Source organism: Rufibacter sp. JT20002, assembly GCF_056491185.1.
Map to the genome: position 1 here is coordinate 1,724,986 of NZ_JBSZJY010000001.1, position 26,472 is coordinate 1,751,457.

At 51.9% G+C, this 26,472-nt stretch carries 21 protein-coding genes and 1 tRNA gene; 4 read left to right on the plus strand and 18 right to left on the minus strand.

Features of this window, described 5'->3' with window-relative positions; genetic code table 11:
* Positions 1–24: 24 nt before the first annotated feature.
* From ACW9SV_RS06750 to ACW9SV_RS06765, 4 genes are all read right to left on the minus strand, one after another.
* The gene (locus tag ACW9SV_RS06750; protein ID WP_479555977.1) at positions 25–1,023 is read right to left on the minus strand and encodes an isocitrate/isopropylmalate dehydrogenase family protein; all 999 of its coding nucleotides are present in this window, start codon (positions 1,021–1,023) and stop codon (positions 25–27) included.
* 10 nt (positions 1,024–1,033) lie between these two features.
* Entirely contained in the window at positions 1,034–1,339 is a 306-nt protein-coding gene (locus ACW9SV_RS06755) for a YtxH domain-containing protein (RefSeq protein ID WP_479555978.1), read from the minus strand.
* A gap of 133 nt (positions 1,340–1,472) precedes the next feature.
* Entirely contained in the window at positions 1,473–2,612 is a 1,140-nt protein-coding gene (gene nusB, locus ACW9SV_RS06760) for a transcription antitermination factor NusB (protein WP_479555979.1), read from the minus strand.
* Positions 2,613–2,948: 336 nt separating this feature from the next.
* Positions 2,949–4,049 (minus strand): Glu/Leu/Phe/Val dehydrogenase dimerization domain-containing protein, encoded by a 1,101-nt coding sequence (locus ACW9SV_RS06765; protein ID WP_479555980.1) that lies wholly within the window; start codon positions 4,047–4,049, stop codon positions 2,949–2,951.
* Positions 4,050–4,195: 146 nt separating this feature from the next.
* Between ACW9SV_RS06765 and ACW9SV_RS06770 the strand changes: the two genes are divergently transcribed.
* Complete coding sequence (locus ACW9SV_RS06770; protein ID WP_479555981.1) at positions 4,196–5,983, plus strand: ABC transporter ATP-binding protein; 1,788 nt, start codon at positions 4,196–4,198, stop codon at positions 5,981–5,983.
* A gap of 118 nt (positions 5,984–6,101) precedes the next feature.
* Complete coding sequence (locus ACW9SV_RS06775) at positions 6,102–6,638, plus strand: hypothetical protein (protein ID WP_479555982.1); 537 nt, start codon at positions 6,102–6,104, stop codon at positions 6,636–6,638.
* A 118-nt stretch (positions 6,639–6,756) separates the two neighbouring features.
* Here ACW9SV_RS06775 and ACW9SV_RS06780 read toward each other — a convergent pair whose 3' ends face one another.
* Both ACW9SV_RS06780 and ACW9SV_RS06785 read right to left on the minus strand, forming a co-directional pair.
* On the minus strand, positions 6,757–7,392 hold the full coding sequence (locus tag ACW9SV_RS06780; RefSeq protein WP_479555983.1) for a response regulator transcription factor: 636 nt from the start codon (positions 7,390–7,392) through the stop codon (positions 6,757–6,759).
* Positions 7,370–10,261 (minus strand): sensor histidine kinase, encoded by a 2,892-nt coding sequence (locus ACW9SV_RS06785; protein ID WP_479555984.1) that lies wholly within the window; start codon positions 10,259–10,261, stop codon positions 7,370–7,372. Before ACW9SV_RS06785 ends, ACW9SV_RS06780 begins: the two co-directional genes overlap by 23 nt.
* A gap of 170 nt (positions 10,262–10,431) precedes the next feature.
* Between ACW9SV_RS06785 and ACW9SV_RS06790 the strand changes: the two genes are divergently transcribed.
* Together ACW9SV_RS06790 and ACW9SV_RS06795 are read left to right on the plus strand one after the other, a co-directional pair.
* Positions 10,432–11,547: a serine hydrolase domain-containing protein gene (locus ACW9SV_RS06790; protein WP_479555985.1), complete on the plus strand. Its 1,116-nt coding sequence runs from the start codon at positions 10,432–10,434 to the stop codon at positions 11,545–11,547.
* A gap of 148 nt (positions 11,548–11,695) precedes the next feature.
* Positions 11,696–11,769, plus strand: a tRNA-Pro gene (locus ACW9SV_RS06795).
* Positions 11,770–11,893: 124 nt separating this feature from the next.
* Here the strand turns inward: ACW9SV_RS06795 and ACW9SV_RS06800 are convergent.
* The 12 genes from ACW9SV_RS06800 to ACW9SV_RS06855 all read right to left on the minus strand — a co-directional run bounded on the left by ACW9SV_RS06800 (position 11,894) and on the right by ACW9SV_RS06855 (position 26,456).
* Positions 11,894–12,577: a DUF2490 domain-containing protein gene (locus ACW9SV_RS06800; protein WP_479555986.1), complete on the minus strand. Its 684-nt coding sequence runs from the start codon at positions 12,575–12,577 to the stop codon at positions 11,894–11,896.
* 171 nt (positions 12,578–12,748) lie between these two features.
* The gene (locus ACW9SV_RS06805; RefSeq protein WP_479555987.1) at positions 12,749–14,770 is read right to left on the minus strand and encodes a DUF3857 domain-containing protein; all 2,022 of its coding nucleotides are present in this window, start codon (positions 14,768–14,770) and stop codon (positions 12,749–12,751) included.
* Positions 14,771–14,858: 88 nt separating this feature from the next.
* Positions 14,859–16,772 carry a DUF3857 domain-containing protein gene (locus ACW9SV_RS06810; RefSeq protein WP_479555988.1) on the minus strand — a complete coding sequence of 638 codons (1,914 nt, stop codon included), beginning with the start codon at positions 16,770–16,772 and terminating at the stop codon, positions 14,859–14,861.
* A 30-nt stretch (positions 16,773–16,802) separates the two neighbouring features.
* A complete protein-coding gene (locus ACW9SV_RS06815; protein WP_479555989.1) occupies positions 16,803–18,836 on the minus strand; it encodes a DUF3857 domain-containing protein in 2,034 nt (677 codons plus the stop codon).
* Positions 18,837–19,206: 370 nt separating this feature from the next.
* Positions 19,207–20,418 carry a carboxypeptidase-like regulatory domain-containing protein gene (locus ACW9SV_RS06820; RefSeq protein WP_479555990.1) on the minus strand — a complete coding sequence of 404 codons (1,212 nt, stop codon included), beginning with the start codon at positions 20,416–20,418 and terminating at the stop codon, positions 19,207–19,209.
* Between the two features lie 183 nt (positions 20,419–20,601).
* Positions 20,602–21,990 carry a sensor histidine kinase gene (locus tag ACW9SV_RS06825; protein WP_479555991.1) on the minus strand — a complete coding sequence of 463 codons (1,389 nt, stop codon included), beginning with the start codon at positions 21,988–21,990 and terminating at the stop codon, positions 20,602–20,604.
* On the minus strand, positions 21,950–23,329 hold the full coding sequence (locus ACW9SV_RS06830) for a sigma-54-dependent transcriptional regulator (RefSeq protein WP_479555992.1): 1,380 nt from the start codon (positions 23,327–23,329) through the stop codon (positions 21,950–21,952). Before ACW9SV_RS06830 ends, ACW9SV_RS06825 begins: the two co-directional genes overlap by 41 nt.
* 199 nt (positions 23,330–23,528) lie before the next feature.
* Positions 23,529–24,479, minus strand: a complete 951-nt coding sequence (locus tag ACW9SV_RS06835; RefSeq protein ID WP_479555993.1) for an adenylate/guanylate cyclase domain-containing protein — start codon at positions 24,477–24,479, stop codon at positions 23,529–23,531.
* Positions 24,480–24,536: 57 nt separating this feature from the next.
* Complete coding sequence (locus ACW9SV_RS06840) at positions 24,537–24,815, minus strand: GNAT family N-acetyltransferase (RefSeq protein WP_479555994.1); 279 nt, start codon at positions 24,813–24,815, stop codon at positions 24,537–24,539.
* A gap of 24 nt (positions 24,816–24,839) precedes the next feature.
* The gene (locus ACW9SV_RS06845) at positions 24,840–25,478 is read right to left on the minus strand and encodes an alpha/beta hydrolase (RefSeq protein ID WP_479555995.1); all 639 of its coding nucleotides are present in this window, start codon (positions 25,476–25,478) and stop codon (positions 24,840–24,842) included.
* A 5-nt stretch (positions 25,479–25,483) separates the two neighbouring features.
* A complete protein-coding gene (locus ACW9SV_RS06850; RefSeq protein WP_479555996.1) occupies positions 25,484–26,038 on the minus strand; it encodes an NADPH-dependent FMN reductase in 555 nt (184 codons plus the stop codon).
* A gap of 43 nt (positions 26,039–26,081) precedes the next feature.
* Complete coding sequence (locus ACW9SV_RS06855) at positions 26,082–26,456, minus strand: cupin domain-containing protein (RefSeq protein WP_479555997.1); 375 nt, start codon at positions 26,454–26,456, stop codon at positions 26,082–26,084.
* Positions 26,457–26,472: the final 16 nt, after the last annotated feature.

Here is a 26,472-nt window from a genome sequence, read left to right on the forward strand (position 1 = left end):
AAGCCTATTAAAGAATAGGACAAGTTACAAATTAGAAATGATATGCTGCGCAAATTCTGACGTAGAAGCAGTACCTCCTAAATCGCGGGTACAGCAGCTCTTGTCAAGCAGGGTAATCTCCAGGGCGTTCTCAATGCGGTCTGCGTGCTCATGCAAGCCCATGTGCTGCAACATCATAAGGGCAGAACGCAACAGCGCCGTTGGGTTTGCAAGACCTTGACCGGCAATATCTGGGGCAGAGCCGTGTACGGCCTCAAAGATGGCCATGTCATCGCCGATGTTAGCACCAGATACCACACCTAAACCACCTACTAAACCAGCGCACAGGTCAGACAAGATATCACCGAAAAGGTTGGTGGTCACAATCACTTCAAACTGCTCTGGCTTGCTTACCAGCTGCATGCACATGTTGTCAATGATCTTCTCATCCCACTGCACCTGCGGGAACTCCTTAGACACGTTCGCGGCCGCCTCCAGAATCAACCTTCCGGCAGATTTCAAGATGTTGGCTTTGTGGGCAACGGTTACCTTAGGGCGGTTGTGCTTAGCGGCGTACTGGAATGCGGCTCTTACAATTTTATGGCAACCTTCCACAGTGACACGGGCGATGGAATCAGAGATGCCCAAGCGCTCATCATACGTTTCCAGACCAGAGTAAAGGCCTTCTGTGTTCTCCCGGAACAAGACCAGGTCTACGTTCTCAAAGCGGGTTTTCACGCCAGCCGTGGTTTTGGCCGGACGCACATTGGAGTATAAATCAAACTTCTGGCGTAACTGCACATTGATGCTTTTGAAGCCTTTGCCCACCGGGGTGGTGATAGGTCCCTTCAAAGCGATTCTGTTACGCTCCAATGATTCAATAAGAGATTGAGGAATCAGCTCGCCCTTGGAGTCAAAGGTGGTTTGTCCGGCGTTTTCTTCTTCCCAGGTGATGGGCACTTCTGCGGCTGCAAAGATCGCCTTTACGGCTTCTGTGATCTCAGGACCTATCCCGTCGCCGGGAATAAGGGTAACGGTTGTCATGGTCAGGGGCTTATATTTCCTTTTTACTGTTTATTTCGTTGATGAGGGAGTCCACGTCCATCAAAAGGCGCTCAGCTTTGTCACGGGCGTCTTTGATCACGCGCTGTCCTTCGGTTTTAGCGGCAGAACCCTGCTCTTCTCTTCCAGTGATCAGGTCATTGGACAGTTCCAACAGCCTGGCACGGTATTTCTCTAATTGAAAACTCAGTTTGTCACGGGTCTCACGGCCTTTCTCCGGCGCAAACAGGATACCTAATACCGCGCCTGTCGCGATACCAGAGGAAAAGGCAAGGATAGCATTGGTTTTTTTGCCCATAGTTTAGGTAGTGTTATATAAGATTGTTGTTTTGAATGTCCCGTGCCGCGTTTTAGCCTTGTTTCTCTCAAAACCTGCCCAAAACGCTGCACGGTACACGCATTATATCCATACGAACGAAAGACCGCCAGGATTATTTGTTATCCAGCAACCCTCTTCCCGATTTCCGGATGGCCCCGCTCGCAATCAGGTCTTGTGATATTCTGTCCAGCACACCGTTGACAAACTGCTTGCTCTTAGGCGTGCTGTATACCTTGGAGATGTCAATGTACTCATTGATGGTCACCTTCACGGGGATGCTTCTGAAAATGTGCATCTCGCAGAGCGCCATTTTCAGGATGATCTTGTCTAGCTGCGCTACCCGCTCCACATCCCAGTTCTGCACGCTTTCAGAGATCATGGCCTCGTACTTCTCGTCATCTTTCAGGGTCTCGTTGTAAAGGTCCTCAAAGAAGGCTTTGTCGTCTTCCCAGCTGGCCGACAAGTCTAACAGAGCAAGGTTTTCATCCGTGTTCTCCTCCAGCATCTTGATGGATTTGTTCACCAGGTTCTTCACCACTGATTTATTTTCTACCCAGTTTAGGTCTTTCTCCTCAAACAGGTTCTGCAGGTTCTCGTCCTTAAAGATAACGTTTTTGAAGATATGTTTCAGCAATTCGTGGTCTTGCTCGTAGGTTGGGTCCTGGATCTGCAGGTAGGCCAACACCTCCTCGTCATTCTTGAGGCCGTTGCGGTAAATCTTCTGGATCACTTCCATCTCTCCGGCCCAGGAAAGGTTCCGGCGGATGACGCGCTGCTCCAGGAATTTGTTGCTAAGCAGCTTCTGCAAGGCTTTGTTCCGCAACAGTGGCCGTAGGGTAACGTCCTTGCGCTCGGTGAAACGGGTGGCGGCTTTCTGCTCTTCGCTCTCAACGAGGTTCACCAGTTCCTGGGCTACCAAGAGGGTAAGCAGATACCGGTCATAGATTTCCTCAGCAGCGGTCAGCATCTGGTTACCGAAGTATTTTAAGTCTTTGCGCAGGGAATTCTGGTAGAAATTAACGGCTGCCTGGGCGGCGTCTAAGATTTCACGGTCTTTTTCTTCCGTATCAAATTTGCGGGTCTCGTACCACTCTTTGAACAGCAGGCTGGCGATCTGCTTCTGGCCCTCCAGTTTTTTACGGTCCTGCGCCTCAATGGCCATCAGGTCTGGGGCAAATCTATCCGAGATCAAATCCAGGGCTAACTGGTAGTTAGATCCCTCCGCCTGCACGTAGGCGTAAATAGCTTGCATCGCTTTGATTCGGAGTATTCTGCGGTTGAGCATGATAATAAGGAAAGAACGTGGTGAACGTGAAAATAAGGGTAAAAGTTGGATTGAAGCGGGTAGCCGTAAAGGCTTATACGACCCGGCCCCCAATTCAGCCGCAAAGGTCCGAAGGAAAGGAGCAAGAAGCAAACCGGAGTTCTTTTAATTTAGTTTCTATAAGGGATACCTTATTCCCTGGTGCAACGGGCGCGTGTGCTAGGGCGCAAAAGACTAAAAAGCAGAATGCGTCTCCGGCCCGGTTTCTTCAAACCAGTCCGAAAACGCATTCACTGTCTTTATTCCTCCAGAAGGAGGCGGCAATTAGTAGGTCTGCTTAATCTTAGCCATGTCATCAATGCGCTTCTGCGCGATTTCAGTAGCAGCTCTTTGCGTGTGCGTACCGTCAGCCTCCGCTTTCGCGAAGATGTTGAGCGTGGTGTTGTAGATCTGCTCGGTTTGCTGCATGGCCCACTCGCGATTCAGCTTCTTCACTTCTGAATACACGTTGATGATACCACCGGCGTTGATCAGGAAGTCTGGGGCGTACACGATGCCCATGTCTACCAGCGCTGGTCCGTGGATGTCTTCGTTCTTCAGCTGGTTGTTCGCGCAGCCGGCAATTACCTGGCACTTCAGGCGAGACAGGGTGTTGTCATTGATGGTGGCTCCCATGGCGCAAGGTGAATAGATATCCACGTCCACGTCATAGATCTCGTCCAAACCAACTACGGTAGCACCGGTAGCCGCCGAGATGCGCTTTAAACGCTCCTGGTCAATGTCAGTGATGAACAACTGGGCGTTTTCTTTCACCAGGTAGTCAATCAGGTAACCACCTACGTGGCCGGTTCCCTGCACGGAGATTTTCTTTCCGGCTAGGCTGTCATTGCCCCAAGCTCTTTTAGCCGCGGCTTTCATACCCATGTAGGTTCCGTAAGCTGTAACCGGTGATGGGTCACCGCTGCCGCCCTGTGATTCTGGCAAACCGGCTACGTACTTGGTTTCCATCCCGATGTACGCCATGTCTTGGGTAGTCATACCCATATCCTCGGCGGTGATGTACTTGCCGTTCAGGTTGTTCACGAACCGCCCGAACTTGCGCATCATGGCTTCGGTCTTGTCTTTTTTGGAGTCGCCGATGATCACGGCTTTTCCGCCACCCAGGTTCAAACCCGAGATAGCCGATTTAAACGTCATGCCGCGGGAAAGACGCAGCACATCGCGCAGCGCTTCTGCCTCCGTTGCGTATGTCCACATACGGGTACCACCCAGGGCAGGCCCCAGTACGGTGTTATGCACGCCAATGATCGCCTTTAAGCCGGTGTCATGGTCGTGGCAGAAAACCACTTGCTCATGGTTGTATTCGCTTATTTGGCTGAAAACCGAGGTTTCCTGCTCAGTGGTTAGATCTTTAACTTCTATCATGTTTTGTTTTTACCTTGAATACCAACTAGTCTTTGTTAGATATTGGGGAAGCGAATTGGTAATTTTGACACAAAATTAATTTTATATTTTTGAAGACCAAGAAAATCCTAACAAGTGTTAGTACGTATTTTCTTTAAATGTAGCCTGTGAAATCTCTTAAATACCTCAATAAATATCTGCTCAAATACAAGTTCCGGTTCTTCTGGGGCATTGTGTTTGTGATTGTCTCTAACATCTTCGCCATTATTCCGGCGCAGGTGGTGCGCCACGCCTTTGACTTGGTGCGCGAGGGCATTACCATGTACAACCTCCACGAAGGGTTTGCGCAGCAGGAGCAAGTGTATGACTCCTTCGCCCGAAGCACCTTGTTCTATGGTGCCGTGATTGTGCTCATGGCCCTCTTGCGCGGCATTTTCCTGTTTTTCATGCGGCAGACCATCATTGTGATGAGCCGGTTAATTGAAAACGACCTCAAAAACGAAATCTACGCTCACTACCAGACCTTGCCCCTCTCCTTCTACCGGAAGAACAACACCGGCGATTTAATGGCGCGGATTTCAGAGGACGTGAGCCGCGTGCGCATGTATTTGGGGCCGGCCATTATGTATGGCGTAAACTTGATTGTGCTTTTCCTGATGGTGATCCCGTACATGCTGACCGTGAACGTGGAATTGACCATTTACACGCTGTTGCCGCTGCCCATTCTCTCAGTGAGCATTTACTATGTGAACAACATCATTGAGAAGAAATCAGACGAGATCCAGAAAAGCCTTAGCGGTATCACCACGTTTGTGCAGGAGGCGTTCTCGGGCATTAGGGTGTTGAAGTCCTTTGTGCGGGAGCAGGACTCACATGCCAACTTCACCACTGCCAGCAACACCTACAAAGACAAATCGCTGGAGCTGAACTTCGTGAACTCACTGTTCTTCCCGCTCATTCTATTCTTGATTGGCTTGAGCACTATCATCACGGTGTGGTTGGGCGGAAAACAGGTCATCAACGGCAGCATCACGCCAGGCGTAATTGCCGAGTTCCTGATTTACGTGAACATGCTGACCTGGCCCGTGACGGCCCTGGGCTGGACAACTTCTTTGGTGCAGCGCGCCGCGGCCTCTCAGGAGCGGATAAACGAGTTCCTGAACACCAAAACCGACATCATTTCGCAAAAGAACCTGGAGAAGGACATCAAAGGCGCCATTGTTTTTGACGAGGTGGATTTTGTCTATCCAGACACCGGCATCCACGCGTTAAAGAAACTGTCCTTCCAGATCAATCCCGGCGATACGCTGGCTGTGATTGGGAATACCGGCTCGGGCAAGAGCACCATCGCGGCTTTGATTTGTCGTTTGTATGATGCTACCGGCGGTCGCATTCTCATTGACGGCGAAGACATCCGAAACTACAACATCACCAACCTGCGCAGCCAGATTGGCTACGTGCCGCAAGACGTGTTCCTGTTCTCAGACTCTATCAGAAACAACATCGGGTTTGGGGTGGATGCCTTACCAGAGGAGAAAATGCTGCAGGCCGCCAAAGATGCCGATGTCTACGAGAACATCATGCACTTCCCAGCGCAATTTGACACGGTGCTGGGTGAGCGCGGCATCACGCTTTCGGGAGGTCAGAAACAGCGCGTGTCCATTGCCCGCGCCCTGGCCCGCGAGCCTAAGATTTTGATTCTAGATGACTCGCTTTCAGCGGTAGACACCAAGACGGAAAATGCCATTCTGAACAGCCTGCAGCGCGTGATGGAGAACCGCACCTCTATCATTATCTCGCACCGCGTCAGTTCTGTGAAACTAGCCAACCGCATTCTGGTGCTAGACGATGGCGTGGTAGTACAACATGGCACCCATGAGGAGCTGATGCTGGAGTCTGACGGCCTGTACCGTGCCTTGTATGAGCGCCAGTTGCAGACCGAGGATCTGGAGTAGCTGTTTAGGGTCTGGTTTGCTAAAACCAAGCCCTAAACAGAGGGCTTTCCAGTGCGCCACAAGGGCATAACACCGGTGCATTTTTTTTGGTAACTTGCGGTCCCATTATCACCCACAAATGACCAAAAGAGCAAACTCGTGCCTCTTTCTTCTGGCACTAAGCCTGTTCCATCTATTGCCCCTAAAGGCTCAGACACGGCAAGAAAGCATTACAGAACTCAGAAACCAATTGCTTACCGCCCTCACCGACCAAGGCCCTATCGGGATCTATAAAACCTTGTACCACATAGGGTATATTGAGGTAGACGACTGCATGCTGACGTTTCAGGTGACAGAGAATATCAAACGCACGCACGTTATCTCAAGAAAGGTCTATAGAGTGTATTTGGGGGGACTTTCGGTTGATGCACAGGCTGAGCATTCGCTGTCTCTTACAAACGAACTTCACCCGGCTAGCATAACCATTATGAATAACTTCGCGCCGCGAAGAATCCATAAACCAAATTTAGGTGATTATCAGAAAGGGGTGACTGATCCGGGATACCAGGAGATGAACCATACCTTTGAGTCAGCCTCGGCGTTCTTGCCCCTCAATAAAAACAGTAGCCAGATCAAAGATTTGCTCTTGCGTCTATCCTCTACCTGCCAAATGTGAAAAACCAGTACTTCCGGCTGAGGTAAACCAAACACCCTCTTGATTGCAGCTTATTTTGCGGAAAGCAGGGGTAAAACGCGGGGCTGCCACACTCTGGCCGGAAGTATCAAAGGCTTTGCTAAAGCACTCTTCCTTTGTACACTTTATTGAGGGCCTCGGTCTTGGAGTGTACCTGCAGTTTCTCGTAGATTTTCTTGATATGTGACCGAACGGTTTCCAGGGAAATGTACAGCTCAGCGGCAATCATCTTGTAGCTGTAGCCGTTCACCAGGCCTTGGAGTACCTCCTTTTCCCGCTCGCTTAGTTGGTAATCTTCTTGCGGCATGGCCTCGGGCTTTTGGGCGAATAGTTGCAGCACTTGCCGGGCTACCGAGGACGTCATAGGCGCCCCGCCCTCACAAACGTCTTGCATGGCCTCAATGAGTTTGGCGGGTGGCGTCTTCTTCAGAAGATATCCGTCTGCCCCTGCTTTCATGGCCTCAAAAACGTTGTAGTTGTCATCAAACACGGTCAGCATCACCACTTTCACCTCGGGGTACTGGCTTTTGAGGAGCTTGAGACCGGCTATTCCGCCAATGCCGGGCATGTCAATGTCCATGAGCACGACGCTTGGCTGTAGGCGCTTCACCTCAGCCAGGACCTGGTCACAGGTAGGAAAAGCCCCTACTACGGTGAACCCATCGGCTTGGTCTAGGAGCAGCGACAGGCTTTCCCGCAAGGGAGCATTGTCTTCATAAAGGAGTAACCTGGTCATGGTGCAAAGGACTTAGTCTGCGGTGGGTTTTGCGGAGAGGTACTTTCAAGCGGATGGTGGTGCCCTGGCCTCTCTCGGTGAGAATCTGAAGTTGCCCACGAAGCGATTGCGCCCGCCGTTCCATGTTCCCGAGCCCGTTTCCTCCAGTAGCTTCCTCCAGGTCAAAGCCTTGGCCATCGTCTTGGATGGTCAGGAGCAGGCAGGAAGCTTGCAGCGTCAAAGTCACAGAAACCTGTCCACAATCAGCGTATTTGGCAGCGTTGTTAAGTGCTTCCTTGGAAATAAGGTACAGGTCATGCCTGAGGTTGAGAGGCAATTGCAAGGACAGAACCGGCTTCTCTACCTCCAGTTTGAAGGCGATCTCCTTCGGCTCCAGAATTTCTACCGCAAACGCGCGCATACGGGCGGTGAGACTCAGCATGGAATCGTTTAAGGGGTTGATGGACCATACAATGTCATCCATCTTGTCCATCATCTGCTGCGAGTAACCGCTGATCTTGTGCAGATACCCCTTGGCTTTTTCACTATCACCCAGCACCTGCTTTTGCGCCACCTCGGCCAGGATGTTGATGGTACTGAGGGTAGAGCCCACGTCATCGTGCAGGTCACGCGCAATGCGGGTGCGTACCTGTTGCAGGGCCAACAACCGATTAATCCGTAGTCGGTATAACGCATACAGCACACCAGCCAGCGCCAGCACCAGTAAGAGGTAGAACCAACCTGTTTTCCAAAAGGGCTGGGTGACGTGAATGGCCAAAGTGGTGACGTGCGGTGAGAAAATCCCGCTTCTTTCGGCTTTCACCTTGAGCAGGTAATCGCCGCCGGGCACATTGGTGTAACTGGCAGCCTGCCCTGGGCCTGCTTTTACCCAACTGGGGTCAATGCCTTCTAGTTGGTAGTAATAGGTGATCTTGTCCTGGTCATAGTAGCTGGGCGAGGCAAACGCGACCGTGAAGAAGTTCTGCCGGTGTGTCAGTTCCAGCCGCTGCTCTTTTCTTAGGGCCGAGTCCAGGGAAATGGGCTTGTTGAAAATCTGGACACCCGTTAGCTGCACCTGGGGTGGCGGCATCTTCTCCACCAGGCTATCCGGGTGGAAATAGAAGAAGTCTTGCAGGGTGCCCAAGAGCAGACGCCCATCTTGCAATTGCTCGGAAGCATGGAAGGGGAATGTCTGGTTTAGGATTCCGTCTCTGGTCCCATAGGTAGTGACATGGCCCGTGGCGGCGCTCCACCTGAACACGTTGTACTGGGTAGTCAGAAACAAATCACCGTTGGCGTGCGGGAGCACGTTGAGCACCGCATTGGCCGGCAACCCTTGGGCAGTGGTGAGTACGCGTACTTTGTTTGTTTGCAAGTTGATGAGATGGACCCCGGCAATGGAAGTGGCCACCAAAACGGTGGGGGAGTACCAGGCCATGTCTCCCATCTCGTTTGACAGCAAGCGGGGCTGGCTTTGCGTGTTATACCTCCCCTTGATGGCTCCTGTATGCTTATCCAACTGAAAAACGCCGCCGCGCGAGGTAGCTACCCACAGATCATTCTCCTTCCCGAACAAGATCCGCTGAATGCGCCCCCAGTTTCTGGTGTCTTCCTGAATGGGCAAGGAGGTAAATTCTTGCCGCTCAGGATGCCAGGACACAAGTTTTCCTTGGTCAGTGCCTAACCAAAGAGTACCGTCCTGGTCTTGGGCGTCCCTTAAAAGAATCTGCCCGGCTAAGGTGGCTGGCTGCACATAGCGCAACGGCGTTTCTCCTGTCTGGCCTATTTGCAGCAATCTTCCGCCGTAGCCTCCGGCCCACACCGTTTTGTCAGGGCCGCGCAGCAGACTCCATACCGCCGAGGGGTTCCCTTGGGCGTCTTTGAACTGATAGCGGCGCTTGAACCTGAACTGCTGGTCATACACCATGATGTCTCCTTCCACCGAAGACACCCACACCTCTTGTTGCGCCGGCAACTCCAGGAAATCAGTCACCCCTCGGGCCGAAGATTCCGCCGGGCCGAAACCTGGTGGCTGCACTGAGAAAAACCGCTGCTGACTGGGATGGAAGTAATACAACCCTTTATCGGTGCCAAGCCAGATGGTGCCTTCGCGGTCTTCCAGCAGGCTCAGAATCCGGTTGAAGTCCAGACCGTAGCGGTGGCCGTTTTGCTCAGGGATTACCTGAAATTTCCGCTCACCGGGGAAAAGGGCCAGTAACTGGGAACCGCCTCCCCACACAGTTCCGCGCCGGTCTTTCAAAAACAGGTAATCATCTTCAAGCCTTATTCCCGCCAAGGGAGCATAGGTTTGGTAAAGTTGCGTCTTGGTGCTTTGGGGCCATTTTCCTGAAATCGGCAGAAAAGCCTGTTGCGCTTCTGAATACAACAACGCCTCCTCATTCTGGTCAGAAAGAAGCCAGATACGACCTTGGGCATCCTGATGCAATTGGATGTCGCGCACACGGTTATTGTTTAGCCCTTTGGGAACCGAAATGCGCTGGAAACGCTCCTGCTCAGGAAAGTAAATCGTGACCGTGGTGGCGGAGGCAATCCAGAGGTTTCCGGCTTTGTCTTCCAGCAGGGCATCTACAATATCAGAGGCCAGGCTGTTGGGGTTCTGGGCCTGGTAGCGGTAGTGGAGAAACCTGCGCCCGTCATATCGCTGCAACCCGTTGTTGGTGCCAATCCAAAGAAACCCTTTTTTGTCCTGCACCAAAGCCAGTACATGGCTGCTGGCTAGTCCGTCTTCCTGGTTTAGGTGCAGGTACACGTAAGCCGCGGGCTGCGGGATGGCATACCCTTCCTGGCTGGCCAGAAAGGCAAGGAGCAGAAAAAACCAGAAGATCAAGCGGAGCTGCATACCAGGTAGATTCTTCTGTAAATGTAGCATTCTGCGGTGGCCTTAGGTAGTGCTCCCCCTAAAAATCACCCTTTTATGGGATTGCTCCCCCTTCCCTTTTCAAGCACCTTTGCCATGAGCCACCAAGGGTAGGTCCAGTAGGTTTCCGATCCTCCCGATGTACTCCATGGCCCTGATGTTCAACCTTTAACTTTCCTAAGATGATGGCCTCTTATCGTTCTTCCTGCTTTAGTTTTATTTTTTGCCTGCTCTTTTGCGTGGCGGCTTTTGCCCAGAAAAGCCCTAAGAAAGAGGCAGAGTTAGCCCTGCAACAAGCCATGGCCGAGCACCATGTTCCCGGCATTGCGTTTGCCGTGGTAAAAGACGGGAAAATCATCCACCAGGGCCAGATGGGATTCGCCAACCTGGCGTGGAAGGCACCGGTAGACAAAGAAACGGTGTTCCAAACGGCCTCCTGCTCCAAGCTCTTCACAGCCATGCTCCTGGGCAAGCTGTTTGACGAGAAAGTACTCCGCCCCGACCAAACCATGGGTGAGCTCTTTGACTCTATTCCTTACTACTGGAAACCTATCACGGTGCAGCAACTGGCCGCCCACCAGTCGGGCATCTGGATTGGCAATGTCTTCGCTGGGAAAACGCCCAAGGAAGCCTTTGACCTGGCCAAGAAAAACGAGATGACCTATGAACCCGGCACCCAATCTTTTTATGTGAGCGCCGACTACTGGATTCTGCAGCACCTCATCGAAAAGAAAACCGGCAAGGTGTTTTATGAGGCCTTGAAGGAGTTTGTCCTGGATCCGTTGGGCATGAAGCACACCTTTGTGAACAACGGCCGGGAAGATCCTAATAACCACATCAGAACGGCCGAGGTGCTGCCCAAAGAGGCTACGGTGTACGCCTATCACGGGGGCAAGTACCAGATCAGTGACATGCAATTTGGGGCCACTGGGTACAGTTCCGGCGGAATTTACACTTCTATTGAAGACATGGCCAAGATTGCCCAAACCTTGGACGAAGGCAAGTTCCTGACACCCGCTACGCAAGCTATGTTACTCAACGGTCTGCCGCTAAAAGATGGCAAGAAAGGCTCCTTCGGGATTGGGTTTGTTTCTGATCAGTACCAGGGGCATAAAGTTTCTGGCCACACTGGCGGCCCCGCTCTAGCCGATTACATTCGGTTCGATGACCAGAAACTGACCTTCATTGTACTGGCAAACCAGCGCGGCTTCTACCCTCTTCTTGCTCGCACCCTGGCAACCTACTACATTGAGGGCCTGCAAAAGCCAGAACTGCCCAAAGGCTATGTCTTGAAGTAAGGATAGATTGAAACTTGTGCCCCTGGATTTTTCCGGGTAAGCTATTTTAGGCGGGTTTTCAGGAAAAAAGCCCCAAATCTGCGGCAAAATGTTTCTACCCTTTCGCTAAAACAGATTTTTCACTTTCTTTGCAGCAGATACCAATGATCGGGGTGTAGCGTAGCCTGGTATCGCGCCAGCATGGGGTGCTGGAGGTCGTGGGTTCGAATCCCGCCACTCCGACGAAAAAGATAAAGCCCGTTGTTCCTTCCAGAGCAACGGGCTTTCTCTTTTCTGTTTCCGCTCAAGGGGAAAGACCTTCTTTCAAGCCTTTTTCCGGAAAACGTGCCTTAAGTAGCAGTTTTGCTTAATCTTCCATCCGTCCGAAATCATGCCGGAAGGTGAGCATGGTGAAGTGCTGGTGCCGGCCGCCGCCGTGTAACTGAGACATCCACATGCCTTCCACCGTCAGGTGCTTGTTGAAGGTGTACCCAATCCCTCCAAAGACGCGGTTAGAGTCAAAGGGCTGGTCACGCACAATCACCCGCACCTCATTGCGCAAAATACCGTACCAGGGCCGCACCTCCTGTTCTTTGGGACCTAGCGGAATACGCAGCCCCACCAAGTACCGGAACCGGGTGTGATAGCCTTGGGTAAGCCACCGTTCTTCTACCTGGTAGCGGTGCGTGATGCCCACCTTCCAGAGGGTACCCCTCACGGAGATTGCCTGGTAGAGTCGATTCTCATGGGCGAAGTCGGTTTCCTCGGCGCCTATGTAGTTGCGGTTAAAGAGATGGGCATACCCGGTGGTCAAAGAAACCGGGGCTTCTTTGAAGTTGTAGGTGGCCTCGGCCCCGGTGAAAATCACCCTTGGGTCTTTTAGCGGTTGGTAGGTGCGGTACTGTAAGTGGCCGGTGGCTACCCACTGCGGGCTAAACCAATAAGCCCCCGAATACTGCACCCAATGGTTGTAGTTATCTGGTTGGGCTGCACTCTCCTTTGCCAGGAACAGCCCACCAATCAGCAAAAACAAGGATAGCCTAATTTTCATTTACTTTTCTTTTCGGGGTTGGCAAAGGCGAATGATCTTCTAGGACTGCTGTTTTGGTATCAAAGAAGAAGCCTTACCAAACGGCAAGGCTTCTTCTTTGATACGCTATATAAACCAGAGGTTTTCCTGTTGAAGGATTTTGAAGGCGTTTTAGGGAAACAAGCCTTAAAACTAGTTCTTCTTCAGCACAATCTTCTCTGCGTGTTTCGCTACCAACCTGTTATAGAACTCCCGCAGGTTTCCGTACTCACCGGGTTCAAAAAAGGTTTTGTTGATATTGAGCTTACTAGTGATTTGCAGTTGCCCATTCATCATCTGGGCCACATACGTGAATTTGGCAGCGTTACCGGGCAGGGTTACCGTTGCAGGTTTGGGTATCTCTTCCAAGGCGTAGCCTTCTGGCAATTGGTAGGTGAACACGTAGGTTTCCTCTACCGGGGTACCGAAGTCAATCGGGTAGAGCCGTGTGGCCAGCTTAAACGGGTTCTCTTCTTGGGCGTGGGTAAGCATGGGCGAAAGGTACAGCAAGGAGGCCGGCGCGCTGTCTCCGGCCCGGTTCACCTGGTACTCTGTTTTGAGGGGCTCCTGCAGGTTCTCCAGGTTATGGATTTTCACTCCCTGGCGCACCCATTCTGCCCCGGCGTTTGCATACTCCTTGATGTACGTCTCCTGCCCCTTGTTCCGGATAGAAGAGCGCGTCTGCAGCGCGGGTACGCCCTGGTAGTTCTCGGTTAGGGTGCCGGTCACCTCGCCGGTTGGCTGTATCTTGAGGTGCCCTGATACAAGTTGGATATTCTTGTCATTACCCGTGAGAGGCACCCATTTGCCGGCCGGCTGCTGGGCCACCCACCCCTGCCCGTTGAGGCACCGCAAGGGCAACATCCCGAAGGGAAGGTCTTTCTCAGTGGCATCTAACAGGTAGTTTTTACCGCCAATGCGCACGTGGGAGATCACGTAGTCAAACTTGCTGATCATAGGAGAATTGGTCACCGGACGGCCATGCTCGCGGGTACTCACCAGCATGGGGTTGGCTCCTACGCCTGCCTCGCGCAAAAGTGCGGTGAGCACCAGGTTCACCTCAGAAGAAGACCCAGAACGGTTCTCGTAGGCTTTGCGCAGGTTCTCGGTGTAGATGCGGTGTTTGCCATCCCAGCGCATGTTGTTTTTCACGTACTCCATCACTGCTTTTACTTTCTCCAGGGAGTCTGTCTTGCTGGCTACCAGTTCCTCGGCCTTTTTCTTCAGGAAAGCGGTGTTGGCCAGTTGCCCGCCAAACTCCTCTTCCTTCATCAGCTCTTTCATGAAGTCTTCCCAGTTGCCGGTCATGTACACCGGTTTCTGCTCTGGGTATTCCACCTTGGAGAGCTCAAACTCTATCTTGGAGATATAGTCGTTGGCACTGGAGAGAAAAGGCTCTTCGGTGAACGCGGGCACGTCTTTCATCACCCACTGGTATTGCACCACTGACATAGAAAGCGCACCGTTCTTTTCCACGTTGGCATAGCCTACCTTGTCAGTCCAAGAGATAGCCGCCGTTTTACGCTCAATTTTGGCATCTTTGATATGATACGGATGGTACCCGTAGGTAATTTGCTTGTAGTCAAAGAAAGGAACCATTCCTACGCGGTACTCACTCCACTTCACCGGTATGGAGTGCTGAAACTCCCACTCGCGCAGCAGCTTGAAAAAATCTGAGGTGATGGTATACGACAGCTCAATCACCGAGCCCACTTTTACGCCGGGCATGGTCAGTTTTTTCAGGCGCCAGTTGGCATCTCTCTTCTCGTCGAAAATGGCTTTATCCTCCAGATTTATTTTCACCTGGTTGCCGTTTTCCAAGTTGTAGGTAACGCCTTTGATGCTGCGCACTTCTTCGCGGTTTCCGTCTTTTTGCACGTAATACGGGATCACGAAATCTGCCTCGCCCAAGCCGTTCTTCTTCAGGATCTTGATTCTGATGATGCGTTTGAATTGCAGCTGGGTGCCTTTGGTGAAGATAAAGGAAGACTCTCCCAAATCATACAGCACCACCGCGGCGGCACTGGTATCTGGGGCGTAGGAAGTCATCTTCAGTTCGTCTGGGGTGACCTGCCCCATTTTGAAGGGATTATCGGAAAAGCCCGGGGTACTAAGCCCCAGGAGAAGCCACAGCAGGGTAAGCCAAGGCTTGGTAAAAAGTTCTCTGGCATTCATGATAAAGGGTTGGTTGTCTTGGGTCGGTTTTGAAAAAGAAGCCCACAAACCCGATGGATCTAACCATGGGCTTGTGGGCTCTCCAATATCAGGTGGTTTCGGCGGCCAGGACTACTTGCTGCTGATCGGCGCGGGAAACCTGTTTCAGGAAATTCACCAGCTCTTTGTATTGCTCGGCCTTGTGGCGGCCTTTGTGCATGGTAAGCTGGCGCACGTAAATCAGTTTGTTGCCTTTCATCTGCACCTGGGCCTGGTACTCACCAAAGGCAGAGGCAATCTTCACGGGTTGCGGCATGCTCTCGGTTTTGTACCCGGCCGGAATCTCGTACTCCACGGAGTCTACGTCATGGAAAGACATGGGCCAGATGACATCCTGCTTGCGGCTCTCATTTACCGGCGGGGCCGAGGTCCAGCGGTTCATGAGGTTGGGCGTAATGAAAAGGCGTCTGCCGCTCACCGAGGCCAGCCTAGGTAGGTCTAACTGCAGTTTCTCCTTCACCTGCGGCTCGCCTTTCACTTTCTCCAGGTTGTAGTTCTTGATCTCGAACGCCGGGATCTGGGTGTTTTTATAGAGCCACTTAAGCTGTTCCTCGGGCTTGTAGTACTGGATCACGCCATTGCGGGACTCGTGCTGGATGCCGGTGAAGTGCGTGAACGCCTCTGCCACGCCTGCTCCCTGGGCATTGAGTTTTACCTGCACCACCCGTTTCTGAACATTGTCATTGGCGGTGAAGCGAGGCGTAGAAACCAATTTGCCACCTTCTGGGGTAACCAACAGCGAGTAGCGGTCGCCGGTGTTTGAACCTGTGTACCCCGCGTCATCAGTCTGGCTCGTGCATTCCAGCCAGACAGTGTCTTTGGCTACCGGTACGCACAGCACTACGTGATTGAATTGGCGGCTAGGGAAGTCTTTCATCACCGGCCGGTTGTCGGCCCCGCCGTAGATGATGGCGTAATGGCTGGGGATACCGGCTACTTCCAGCAGGGCTTTGGTATAGTTACTCAGCGCCTTGCAGTCACCGTAGCCTTTGCTGTCTACCATAGAGGCCTCAAAGGGCTGCCACCCGCCAATTCCTAACTGGATAGACACGTACCGCGTCTTGTTCTGCATGAACTGGTAAACGGCTTTTATCTTGTCTTTCGGGTTGGTGATGTCTTTGGTAAGCGACAGAATCTGCTGTTTCGTCTGCTCAGGCAACAGGTCACGGCCCGCGTTCAGCTTGTTGTGGAACTCACCCAGGGTTTTCCAGGACTCCATGGTCCCGGCATAGCCTTCCACCTCAAAAAGGGTGGGCGCCGTTTTTACCGCCGGTACAATGTCAATGAAATCGGGACCGTAGATTTCCTCTTCCAAGGGAGCCACGTTTTTCACTTGCCAGCTGTACACCTTCTGGCTTCCCTGCTGGGTTACTTTCCCCTGCTCTGGCATGTGCTGCTCTTTGTAGCGCAGCTCCATACCAGTGGGCATGGTAACCTGGAAAGAGGCATGTTCTACGGCAACTTTCTCTGCGGAAACCGGTTCCCAGAAAGGATAGAACAGCATGTTGCTGGTAGTAGTCTGGTACTCATACTCCACAGTGTAGGGGTAAGAAGAATGGGCTAGCCCCACCACTTTAACCCGGTTGTCACCAAACAGGGTACCCTCTCCGTTTGCGCTGTAATCCTTTATGTCAGACGCTTTCAGGGTGCCGGCTTTCTTGCCTAGCATGTCATACACCACCCCTTTCAGGTAGTCTACCTTCTGCAGTTTATCGTAGCCTACCACCAGTCGGGCGTGCTTTTGCCCGTCTTCATTGAGGACGGTAATTACCCTCCTTACTTTTTCTGTGGCAGACTTGGGCGAGTTTACCGTGAAGGTGGTTTCCTCGGTGCGGATCACGGCATTGGCCCCTTTAGACAAGGCAGGGCTAATGGTGAGCGCCGCATACGTAGGCGTGTCTCCCGCCCAGCAGGTGGCACGCACCAGTAAGGCCAACAGGAAAACTGTTAATTGTTTTTGCATGGATTTAAGAAAAATGAGCTAGAAACAAGATTACCCTTTCTTTTTCAACACAATCTGCTCTGCGTGCTTGGCCACCATCTGGGTGAAGAACTGCTTCAGGTACTCGTATTCCTCAGCGTAGAAAACCGGCTTGGAAATGGTCACTTTGCTCATCACCTGGATCTTGTTTCCGTTCTGTTGCAGCATGTAGGTGAATCGTCCGCCGTTTTCAGGCAAGGCCAGCACCACATTCTTAGGCATTTCTTCTATCGCGTAGCCATCCGGAATAGTGAAGTTGCAGATGTACACCTCTTCTGAAGGATGCCCGAAATCTACCGGGTATTTGCGGGTGGCGTTCTTGAACGGGTTGCTCTGCTGCTCCTTCAAAACCATCGGGTTAAGATAGATGATGTCTTTGGGCTGCGTATCTCCCGGGCTGGTCACTTCATATTGCAGGCCCATCGGCTTGTACAGCTCTTTCAGGTTCTGGAATGTCGGGGCTTTGCGCTCAAACTGGTTCTGGTTATTGACCAGTTTCTCCAGGAATTTTGCCTCGCCGGTTTCCTGCACGTTCCGGCGCAGGTTCAGGGCCCAAAGTCCGTTGGTAGACTCCATTACCTTGCCGCTCAAAACGCCGGAAGCCAGAATCTGCAGATCAGCGTTGATCAACTCGGTGGTGCGGTCAGCCGACTGAAGGGCTACCCAGTCACCGGCTCCTTTGGCGGCTAGCCAGCCCTTACCGTTTAAGCAATGCTTAGGCAGCGTACCCATAGGCATCAGCGGGTCGGTGGCATCCATGAGGATTTCTCTGTTACCCACCCTCACGTAGGCAATGACATAGTTGAACCGGCTCAGAACAGGCGAGTACGGAACGCGGCCGTTGTCACGGGTACTCAACACTACTGGGTGGGCGGAAAAACCGGCATCGCGCAGCATGGCCACCAACATCAGATTAATATCGGCCACGTTTCCGGTTTTCGTGTCAAAAGCTTTGCGGAGGCTGCTGGTCACATACTTTCCTCCCTGTCCATTCCACTTCACTGATTTCTTCACAAATTCATAGATCGAGTTCAGGCGGGCCAAGGTATCGGTGGCGGCCGGCAGGGCGGCTACTTCGCTTTTGAAGAAACCGGTGCGGTTCAACTGCAGACCGAAGCGCTCATCGGTCATCAGTTCTTCTGTCAGATCATTCCAGTTACCCGCGATTCTCTTCGGGATTTGGTTAGGATACCGCAGCCATTCCAGTTCAAACTCAATTTTGGAAACATAGTCGTTCAGGGTGGTGATGTGCGACTCTGAGGCAATGGCCGGCACGTCTTTCATCACCCAGCGGTGGTTTACACTTTTGGCGGTAATGTTTTCAGAGCCCGCAGGGGTGCGCCCTCCGTTCATCCCTGGTTCAATGGAACTGCTCCACCGCACCGTGAAACTCATATTGGCCGGAATAGCCTCGTTCACCACGAAGGGCTCATAGCCCTGCGGCACTTGCTTGTATTCAAAGTACTCCGGGATAGCGGCCCGGTACTCACTGTACACTACCGGAATAGGGTACTGGAACGTCCAATCACGCAGGTTAAAGAGGAAGTCTGAGCTGATGTTGTAGGAAATCTCCAACACTGACCCTTCTTTTACGGCGGGTAGGGTGAACTTCTTGTTAGACCAGTTGGCGGTTTCCTTCTCATCAAAGATGGCCTTGTCCTCCAATTTCACTTTCACCACTTTCCCGTTTTCCAGGTTATAGGTAGCGCCTTTGATGTTGGTGACCTGCTCTTTGCTGCTGTTTTTCTGATAATAGGCTACCACGTGGTTGGCCCAATCATAACCGGTTTTCTTAAGGATTTTGATGCGCAGCACCCGCTCAAAATTCACTTTAAAATCTTCGGCGTAGGTGAAGTAAGACCGGCCGTAGTCTGCCAGAATCACGGCAGCGGCACTGGTGTCTTTGTCATAGACTTTCATCTTAAGTTCTTCTTCTGTCACCTTCCCAAACTTGACGGGAGCTTCCTGGCCGAAAGCCACAAAATGGAACAGAACAAATGCCACGGTCAGCCAAGACCGCGTGTTAAAAAGGGTAGAAGTGGGCATGGAACGGGATTTAGGGTTAGTATTTATTTAATCTTTTTTTCGCTTTCTGTATATAATCTTCTCTGCAGATGCGCAGAGGGAAACGTTTTCTATATTCTTTTTCTAAAAAGGGCTTACTCCTATTTCTGAATAGGATAATTTGCTTGAAATATGTTTTATTCCATGTTAGAGGCAGCTGTAAATAAGCACCCCAAACCCTATCCCCGCAGAACTTTCTAGTATTTTTTTACAAAAATTGGTGATAATTGATACCTCTCAAGAATTTCATCACAATATGTCACAATTTTAGATATATATAACTATCCAATATTATAATTTAAAACAAATCTAATGTAAGCTTTGACAAACTACTGCCCTTTACGCTAACGTTTTAGAGTCCAGCCGTTTGTTCTGCCACTGGTGCATAATCTAGCGGCAGCATCTCGGCTAACTTTTCCCAACCCCAGTATCCTTCCACTAAATGGGAATAAGGATTTAATATCATTCCGTTGGGTTCTATAAAAGTGTAAGGTCCTAATAAGGTAAGCAGAGATGTTTGGAAGGTAGGGGCCCGCCGTTGAGAAAAGGCTCTGCTGTTGACAAAACCCAACTCTTCCTTTTCTTTGGTGTACACCACGTTGAGATGGTCTACAAACTGCAGCCTAAGCTGATCCTGGGCAGTACTAGGGGCTATCAATTGCTCATACGGGATAGGATCTTTGTGCAGATAGGCCACAGTTTTGTCTATGCGCTCCATGCGCAGCCAGTAGCTGAGGCTGTCTTCTTGAGTTACACCTTTGTTCACCGTTATGGAAGCAGAGGATGCCTGCAGCAGGCTTCTGGCCCGCTTTAAACCTGCTTGAATTTCTTCTTCGGGCGGACGGCTTGGGTTGGGCAAGCGCTGCAGCCTACGCACATTGAAACCCTCGGCCTCTAACCTTTTGGTATAGAGCGCCCGCGTGAAATGCATGAGCGAGCCATTGTAGGCTTTTAGTCGGGCTTCCTCCCACCGTTTTTCCTGCGCCTTGCTGCGGGGCTTCATCTTCTCAAACCTTGGGTACCCGGCATGGAACGTCTGCCCAGTCTCAAAATCTACCTTAAAAGCCTCCAGCACAAAGTGCACCCGATACCCTAAGGCGTTGTTCTCAATGATCAAGGGCTTGGAAGCTTCGGCGGTGAGAAGCCGGGCCTGTGGATCAAAGTGGAAATACAGCACATCGGAGTTGACGATCTCCGTTTTGGCCGCATTGGCTGTTTGCCCGATGAAGTTCTTCAGGAAAACATTGTAGTTGATCCGCCAGTTGGTGTCTGGCCTAATGACGATTTCCTGCAGGGCGTTGGCTTTGGGCGTTAACTCAAACCGATAGGCCAATTGTTGGCCCGGCTGCAGCGTGATTTTATGGGAAAGGTTTTCGTAGCCCAGAAAAGACACCACCAGTTCATGCGAGCCGGCCGGCAGGCCCGAGAGCCTAAACGAACCATTCTCGGTTGAATTGGTGCCATAGGTCGTCTGGGCGATGAAAACGGTGGCAAAGCCCAACGGCTGTTTTGTCTGCGCATCAATAACGGTGCCTATCACGCTCCCTTTATGGCTTTGACCCAAGACACTTTTCCCCGCCAGTATAACCAACAGAAAAAGAAATACCGCAAGCCAGGGCAGCTTAAAAGAAGCACGGACAGAGCGGGGCGCAGAAGAGGCTTTCACACAGGAAAGATACAATTCTGGCAGAAGAAAGCAACAGTTCCAGCGCTATCTATTTTTTAGCATCCTTTCTCTAAAAGCACCTTAAAAACGAAGCGTGAAGGTAGTACCCTGTCCCAGTTCTGAACTGACAGTTAAGGAGCCTTTGTGCAGCCGCATGATCTGCCTGGACAAGCTCAAGCCAATGCCAGTACCCGTAGATTTGGTGGTGTAGAAAGGCAGGAAAATTTGCTCCAACGCCTCTTCAGCAATGCCACTCCCGTTGTCCGTAACTTGAATGACCACGCGGCTATCCTGATCCGGGTAAGCGTCTATTTGCAGGGTCTTGACCGGTTGGTCGGCTAAGGCATGGATGGCATTCCGGATGAGGTTGATGAGCACCTGTTCCACCAGTTCCCGGTCGGCAAGCACTTGCAGTTCTGTCGTAGGGCAATCGACAAGAAGCTGGATGTTTTCATGGGTGAGCTCTTCCTGAAACAGCGTTTGCAGCTGCTTTAGCATTTGGGGCACTGAAAAGAACTTTTTCTTGGGCACCGGCACGCGGGCCAGACTCCGGAAATCCTGCACAAAGCGCACCAGACCGTGGCTGCGGCGTTCAATGGTTTGCAGCGCCATGCCCATGTCTTCAGTTTCCTCGCGCTGCAGCAGAATCTGCCCATCAGGCTGGGCTTCCAGCACATCCTGAATATCGGCGGCCACGCTGCCGGCTAATGAGGAAATAGGTGTCACAGAATTCATGATTTCATGGGTGAGCACCCTTATCAGGTTCTGCCAGGCTTCCATCTCTTTCTCTTCCAGTTCGCGCTGGATGTTCTGGATAGAAGCCAACCGGAAGTCTTCGCCGCGCATGACCAGATCCACTACAAACAAAGACACGGGCACACGCTCTTTTCCGCGCTTAAGTTGCAGCACTTTGCTTTGTCCGGCGGGCAGCGTCAGTAGTTGTTCTACCAACTGAGGCGCCTCATTCTTAAGATGTTCCACGTGGGAAAGCTGCCCTACCTGCAACAGCCGCTTTGCTGCGTTATTAATCAACTGGATCTCGCCAGACTTTCTAAACGTGATGATACCAATACCGATGTGCTGCACTACGGTCTGGTAATACTGCGTGGTGGCCTCTTTCTCCGAGCGGATGTCGCGGAACTTCCGGATGACTTCATTGTAGCGCTGGTAGAGCTCGTCAAAGACTTTCCCTTCCCCGCGCGAGGAGAAAACCTCAGAAAAATCATCGTACTTGATGGTGTTCAGGAATTTGATGAGCCGCTCGGTGGTATTTTCAATAAACAGGATCAGGGCGATGGTCTGCACCACAATCAAGACGCCAATAGCCACTTGCGTAGCCACCAGCGAAGATTTGAAATCCACCTGAAAAAACAGGAACACCGATGCCACCAGCAGCAGCACCCGCAGCACTACCTGAAACCGGAAGTTCTTAAAGCCCATACTTCTCCAGGCGGCGGTACAATGATGCACGGGACAAGCCCAGTTCTTTGGCGGCTTTGGAGATGTTGCCGTCGTACTTGCCCATGGCCTTGACCACGGTAGCCCGTTCTACCTCGTCCAGGTTGTGCGTTTGGGGCACGTTTTCAGCAAAAGAGGGCTGTTGCATCTGCAAAAAGAAGAAGTCCTGCGGCTGCAACACCTGATTTTCTGAGATGATGGAAGCGCGCTCCAACACGTGCTCCAGTTCTCTTATGTTGCCGGGCCAGTCATAGCGTTTCAACCGTTCCAGGGCTGCCGCTGAGACAGATTTGACCGGTTGTTTATATTTCTGGGCGTAACGTTTCAGGAAATGGTCTACCAGCAGCGGCAGATCCTCCAAGCGTTCGCGTAGCGCAGGCAGATTGAGTTCAATGGTGTTGATGCGGTACAGCAAATCTTGCCGGAAACGTCCCTGCTGCACCATCTGCTGCAAGGGCATGTTGGTAGCGCAGATGAGCCGCACGTTGATGGGAATGGGTTGCCCCGTGCCTACCCTGATCACTTCGCGGCGTTGCAGCACCGTGAGCAGTTTGGCCTGCATGGCTATGGACAGGTTCCCGATCTCGTCCAGGAACAAGGTACCGCCGTTCGCCATTTCAAAACGGCCCACGCGGTCTTCCTTGGCATCCGTGAACGCACCTTTCTTGTGTCCGAAGAGTTCGCTTTCAAACAGAGTCTCGGTGAGGGAGCCCATATCCACGGAGATGAACACCTTATCGGCGCGAGCCGATTGCTGGTGCAAGCTACGCGCGATAACTTCCTTGCCCGTGCCGTTCTCGCCCAGGAGCAACACATCGGCATCGGTTTTGGCCACGCGGTTCATGAGGTGCAATAGCTGCTGCATGGCCGGGCTTTGGCCGGTGATCAGGTTCACGTTCTGGCTTAATTGAGACGCCAGCGCCGAGTTCGTTTTCTTGAGCGTGGTGATTTCTTTGTAAGAGGTCTTGAGCTTAGACGCCGCCGACAAGGTGGCAATCAGTTTCTCGTTCTGCCAGGGCTTCAGCACGAAGTCAGTGGCGCCTTCTTTGAGGGCTCGTACCGCCATTTCCACATCGCCGAAGGCCGTAATCATGATCACCACCGCGCTGGGGTCTTTGGTCAGGATTTCCTTGAGCCAGTAAAAACCCTCGTTGCCGCTGGTGGTATCCTCGTGGAAGTTCATGTCCAGCAGGATGAGGTCATAGGTGTCCTGGTTCAGGAGGAACGGGATCTTGCGCGGGTCTTTTTCAATGAGCACCTGCTGGGCATACTTCTTCAGCAGCATCTTGGCTGAAAAGAGAATGTCCTCGTTGTCGTCTATGATCAGGATCTTACCTAGGTTCTGTTCCACGGGTTTTGGTTACGTTTTGTAAAAAGTACACCTAAACTGTGCCAGACAAGGGGGAAGTGCGTTGAAGCGGCTGGCAAGGTGAATTTACAAAATCAGCCGGTATTCTAGTGTTCACCGCTGAACAAAAAAGTGTCCGCTAGTGAACACTTACTGTAGGGGCAACCACAAGGGATTGCCCCTACTTTCCTGAAAACAGCCCTTATTCCGGTTGGGGAACGACGGCAGCGTATTGGAAGGGTTGGCCAATGAGCCGGACCTCAAAAGCATTGGTGACACCTTTCAGGTTGATTTTGGCGCAGCCCGCCACCGCAGGAGGGTTCTTGAGCATCCTGAACGCGCCCTCTGAGATCACAAAGCTGTTGTTCAGCTCTTTGGTGGCAGCCTGCAGCCGGGCCGCTACATTCACCGGAAAACCCATCACCGACATGCTGTTGTTGGACCCGATGCCTACATTCCCGTAGATTACCTGCCCTACGTGTACCCCAATGCCCACCTCAAAAGCATGGTTGAAATAGACCTGCATGTACGTACGGTTGAAATTCTGGATATCCTCCAGAATCTTGGTTCCGGCCAGCACCGCCGCCTGGGTTGACTGCTTTATCTTAGAATCTATGCCAAAAACGGCGTACAGCCCATCGCCCGCCGTGTCAATGATTTTGCCATTGTTTTCCTCTATGGCATTCCGGAAAAGGGTGAAGACTCTCCGCAGGATGTGAATCACGTCAAACGGCAGGTTCCGCTCCATGAAGGGAGTGAAATTGCGGATGTCAATAAAGAACAAGGCCATTTTCCGTCGCTGCCCTAGCACTTCGGTGGTGCCTTCTGTGTCTCCGTGGATGAAGATAAAGCGATCGGTGTCGTCTTTGATGAGCCGGTGCACCTGCACACCCTCACCCAGCACACAGGTTTGGCACGCCAACCGTACGTTCTCCGGCAGCTTCCGCACCATCCGCACCACTTTCTCCCGGCTATTCACTGCCGAAAGCTGCTCTGCTCCTTCCAGCACCAGAATACGGCAGGTAGAGCATTGCCCTTTACCCCCGCAGGCATGGTAATGCGGGATACCCGCCTCCAAGGATGCCTCCAGAATGGTTTGGTTCTCTGAGACAGGAACTACTTTCTCTCCCCTGAAATCAACCCCAATGGACATGGTAGGTTACAAATTAAATGACCTAAACTGCTGATTTTACTAAAGATAAAGAAACCTTTACTTCTTCACCAGTGACTGGTACTCTAGGTGCTTTTTCAGGTAAGCCGCCATGTACGGGCACAACGGAACCAGTTCTAATTTCTCTTCGGCAATGTAGGCTAGCACCTGCTTGGTCAAAGCCGCCGCAATGCCCTGCCCTTCCAACTCCTTGGGTACTTTGGTATGCAGCACGGTGATCACATTGCCCCTTAACCTGTATTCTACCACCGCAGTGCTTCCGTCTACCGTGGTTTCAAACCGATGAGCGGCCGGGTTGTTTTTGATGTCTAGTTCCATCTCTATTTTCTTGCTGAATGGAGGTTATTCACTTATCTGAGCGCTGTTCAACATTTCCTTGGCCAGGTTTATCTCTTCCTGCAGAATGGTGTGGGGCCGGCCTTTGTAGATCTTCTTCGTGACCACCGCGCCCATTCCTTCCAAGACCTTGACGGTCTCCTCTACCCGGCTCACGGGCACGTGCGGGTCTGGGTCACCGGTGGTAATGAGGACGGGGGTATTCTGAAAGTCTCCCTTGTAGTGGCTGGTGTCTAGCTGAGGGCCAATCAGGCCGCCGGTGAACAGGAACAGCCCACCAAACTGCTGCGCGTTTCTGGCAGCATATTCTGAGGTAAGGCAGGCACCCTGCGAGAAACCTAACAGGTAGATATTCTGGCTACCGATGCCCTCTCCGGCGATGGTTTTCACCAGGTCATGGATTTCCTCTAAGGCAGATTCCAGCGCGGGTTGGTTTTGCTCGGTGGGGGCCATGAAGCTGTACGGGTACCAACTATGGTTGGCGGCTTGCGGCGCGAACAAAGAAAAGTCGTCTACCGGCAGATGATCCGCCAAAGACAAGATGCTTTCTGCGGAGGCTCCCCGCCCATGGATCATGATCAGGGCCTTGCCGGTTTCAGACAAAGGCCTGCCGTGCGAGATGACTTGTTTTTTGTGGGTATACATAGCGTTTATTGTAACACGTGAGTAGCTTGAATAGCTTGCCCTAACCAAAGAAAATCATCCAGGAATTTATCTAAGCGGCTTCCGTAACTGGCGTCTATCAACTGTCCGTCCTGAAAGAGGGTCTGCACCTTGGGCGTGATGAGGGCGTTTGGCAGCACAATTCCGTTCAAGGTGAGCGCATAGTGTTGCAGACTTTTGGCCGCGTTGATTCCGCCCAGCATGCCCGCCGAGACGGCCACAATCCCGAAGGGTTTATGGTAGTACTCTTTGTAAAAATAGTCAAGGGTGTTTTTCAGGGCACCGGAGTAGCTTCCGTTGTGTTCCGGTGAAACCAGGATCAAACCATCGCTCTGGGCAATGGCGGCACTAGTCTCCATCATCTGCTCAGAAGGACTTGGAGTTTTGTCAAAGGTATTTTCCAGCAGAGGGAAATTCAACGCCCGTACGTCCAGTAAATGAATGGTGTGTCCTTTTTCTTCCAGTCTTCTTCCCACTTCCAACGCCACCTGGTGGGACTGCCGCTGCGGGCGGGCACTCCCAGATACTACTACTAGTTTCATGGTGTGTTTTTTAGAAATCAATGGCGAACGCCTTCTCTCGGAACTACTCTTCTGAGTTGGCTTTCAAGGTAATAAAAATGGAGCTCCTAACCGCAGGAATCAAATTTTTGGTGCGGTGGCCTTTGCCGGTGGTGTCTTCCACCAGCAGAATATCACTGGCTTTGAATAGCCGTTTAACTCCAAGTGAGGTTTCAATCTCTATCTCGCCATCCAGAAGCACGATGTACTGCCGGGCCGGAGCCGTGTGGAAATCATAATCATAGCTGGGCAAGACCTTCCGGAAGATGATGCTTTCCACCTCCTCAGGTTCTGACAGAAAGCCAATGTCCCCCGCAGAACGCAGGGGTTTGGCCATCTCCTCAAAATGGCTTTCTCCTTGGGCATCCGCGTACACGCGGGTTATGTGGAATACTTCCATTTCTGGTCTGGCTTTA

Excerpts from the sequence above, each read along its gene's own strand:
- ACW9SV_RS06755 (WP_479555978.1), bottom strand. The coding sequence starts at position 1,339 with ATGGGCAAAAAAACCAATGCTATCCTTGCCTTTTCCTCTGGTATCGCG.
- ACW9SV_RS06845 (WP_479555995.1), bottom strand. The coding sequence starts at position 25,478 with ATGTATACCCACAAAAAACAAGTCATCTCGCACGGCAGGCCTTTGTCT.
- ACW9SV_RS06790 (WP_479555985.1), top strand. The coding sequence starts at position 10,432 with ATGATGGCCTCTTATCGTTCTTCCTGCTTTAGTTTTATTTTTTGCCTG.
- ACW9SV_RS06800 (WP_479555986.1), bottom strand. The coding sequence starts at position 12,577 with ATGAAAATTAGGCTATCCTTGTTTTTGCTGATTGGTGGGCTGTTCCTG.
- ACW9SV_RS06775 (WP_479555982.1), top strand. The coding sequence starts at position 6,102 with ATGACCAAAAGAGCAAACTCGTGCCTCTTTCTTCTGGCACTAAGCCTG.
- ACW9SV_RS06840 (WP_479555994.1), bottom strand. The coding sequence starts at position 24,815 with ATGGAACTAGACATCAAAAACAACCCGGCCGCTCATCGGTTTGAAACC.
- ACW9SV_RS06815 (WP_479555989.1), bottom strand. The coding sequence starts at position 18,836 with ATGCCCACTTCTACCCTTTTTAACACGCGGTCTTGGCTGACCGTGGCA.
- ACW9SV_RS06835 (WP_479555993.1), bottom strand. The coding sequence starts at position 24,479 with ATGTCCATTGGGGTTGATTTCAGGGGAGAGAAAGTAGTTCCTGTCTCA.
- ACW9SV_RS06765 (WP_479555980.1), bottom strand. The coding sequence starts at position 4,049 with ATGATAGAAGTTAAAGATCTAACCACTGAGCAGGAAACCTCGGTTTTC.
- nusB (WP_479555979.1), bottom strand. The coding sequence starts at position 2,612 with ATGCAAGCTATTTACGCCTACGTGCAGGCGGAGGGATCTAACTACCAG.
- ACW9SV_RS06855 (WP_479555997.1), bottom strand. The coding sequence starts at position 26,456 with ATGGAAGTATTCCACATAACCCGCGTGTACGCGGATGCCCAAGGAGAA.
- ACW9SV_RS06805 (WP_479555987.1), bottom strand. The coding sequence starts at position 14,770 with ATGAATGCCAGAGAACTTTTTACCAAGCCTTGGCTTACCCTGCTGTGG.
- ACW9SV_RS06750 (WP_479555977.1), bottom strand. The coding sequence starts at position 1,023 with ATGACAACCGTTACCCTTATTCCCGGCGACGGGATAGGTCCTGAGATC.
- ACW9SV_RS06785 (WP_479555984.1), bottom strand. The coding sequence starts at position 10,261 with ATGCTACATTTACAGAAGAATCTACCTGGTATGCAGCTCCGCTTGATC.
- ACW9SV_RS06850 (WP_479555996.1), bottom strand. The coding sequence starts at position 26,038 with ATGAAACTAGTAGTAGTATCTGGGAGTGCCCGCCCGCAGCGGCAGTCC.
- ACW9SV_RS06780 (WP_479555983.1), bottom strand. The coding sequence starts at position 7,392 with ATGACCAGGTTACTCCTTTATGAAGACAATGCTCCCTTGCGGGAAAGC.
- ACW9SV_RS06810 (WP_479555988.1), bottom strand. The coding sequence starts at position 16,772 with ATGCAAAAACAATTAACAGTTTTCCTGTTGGCCTTACTGGTGCGTGCC.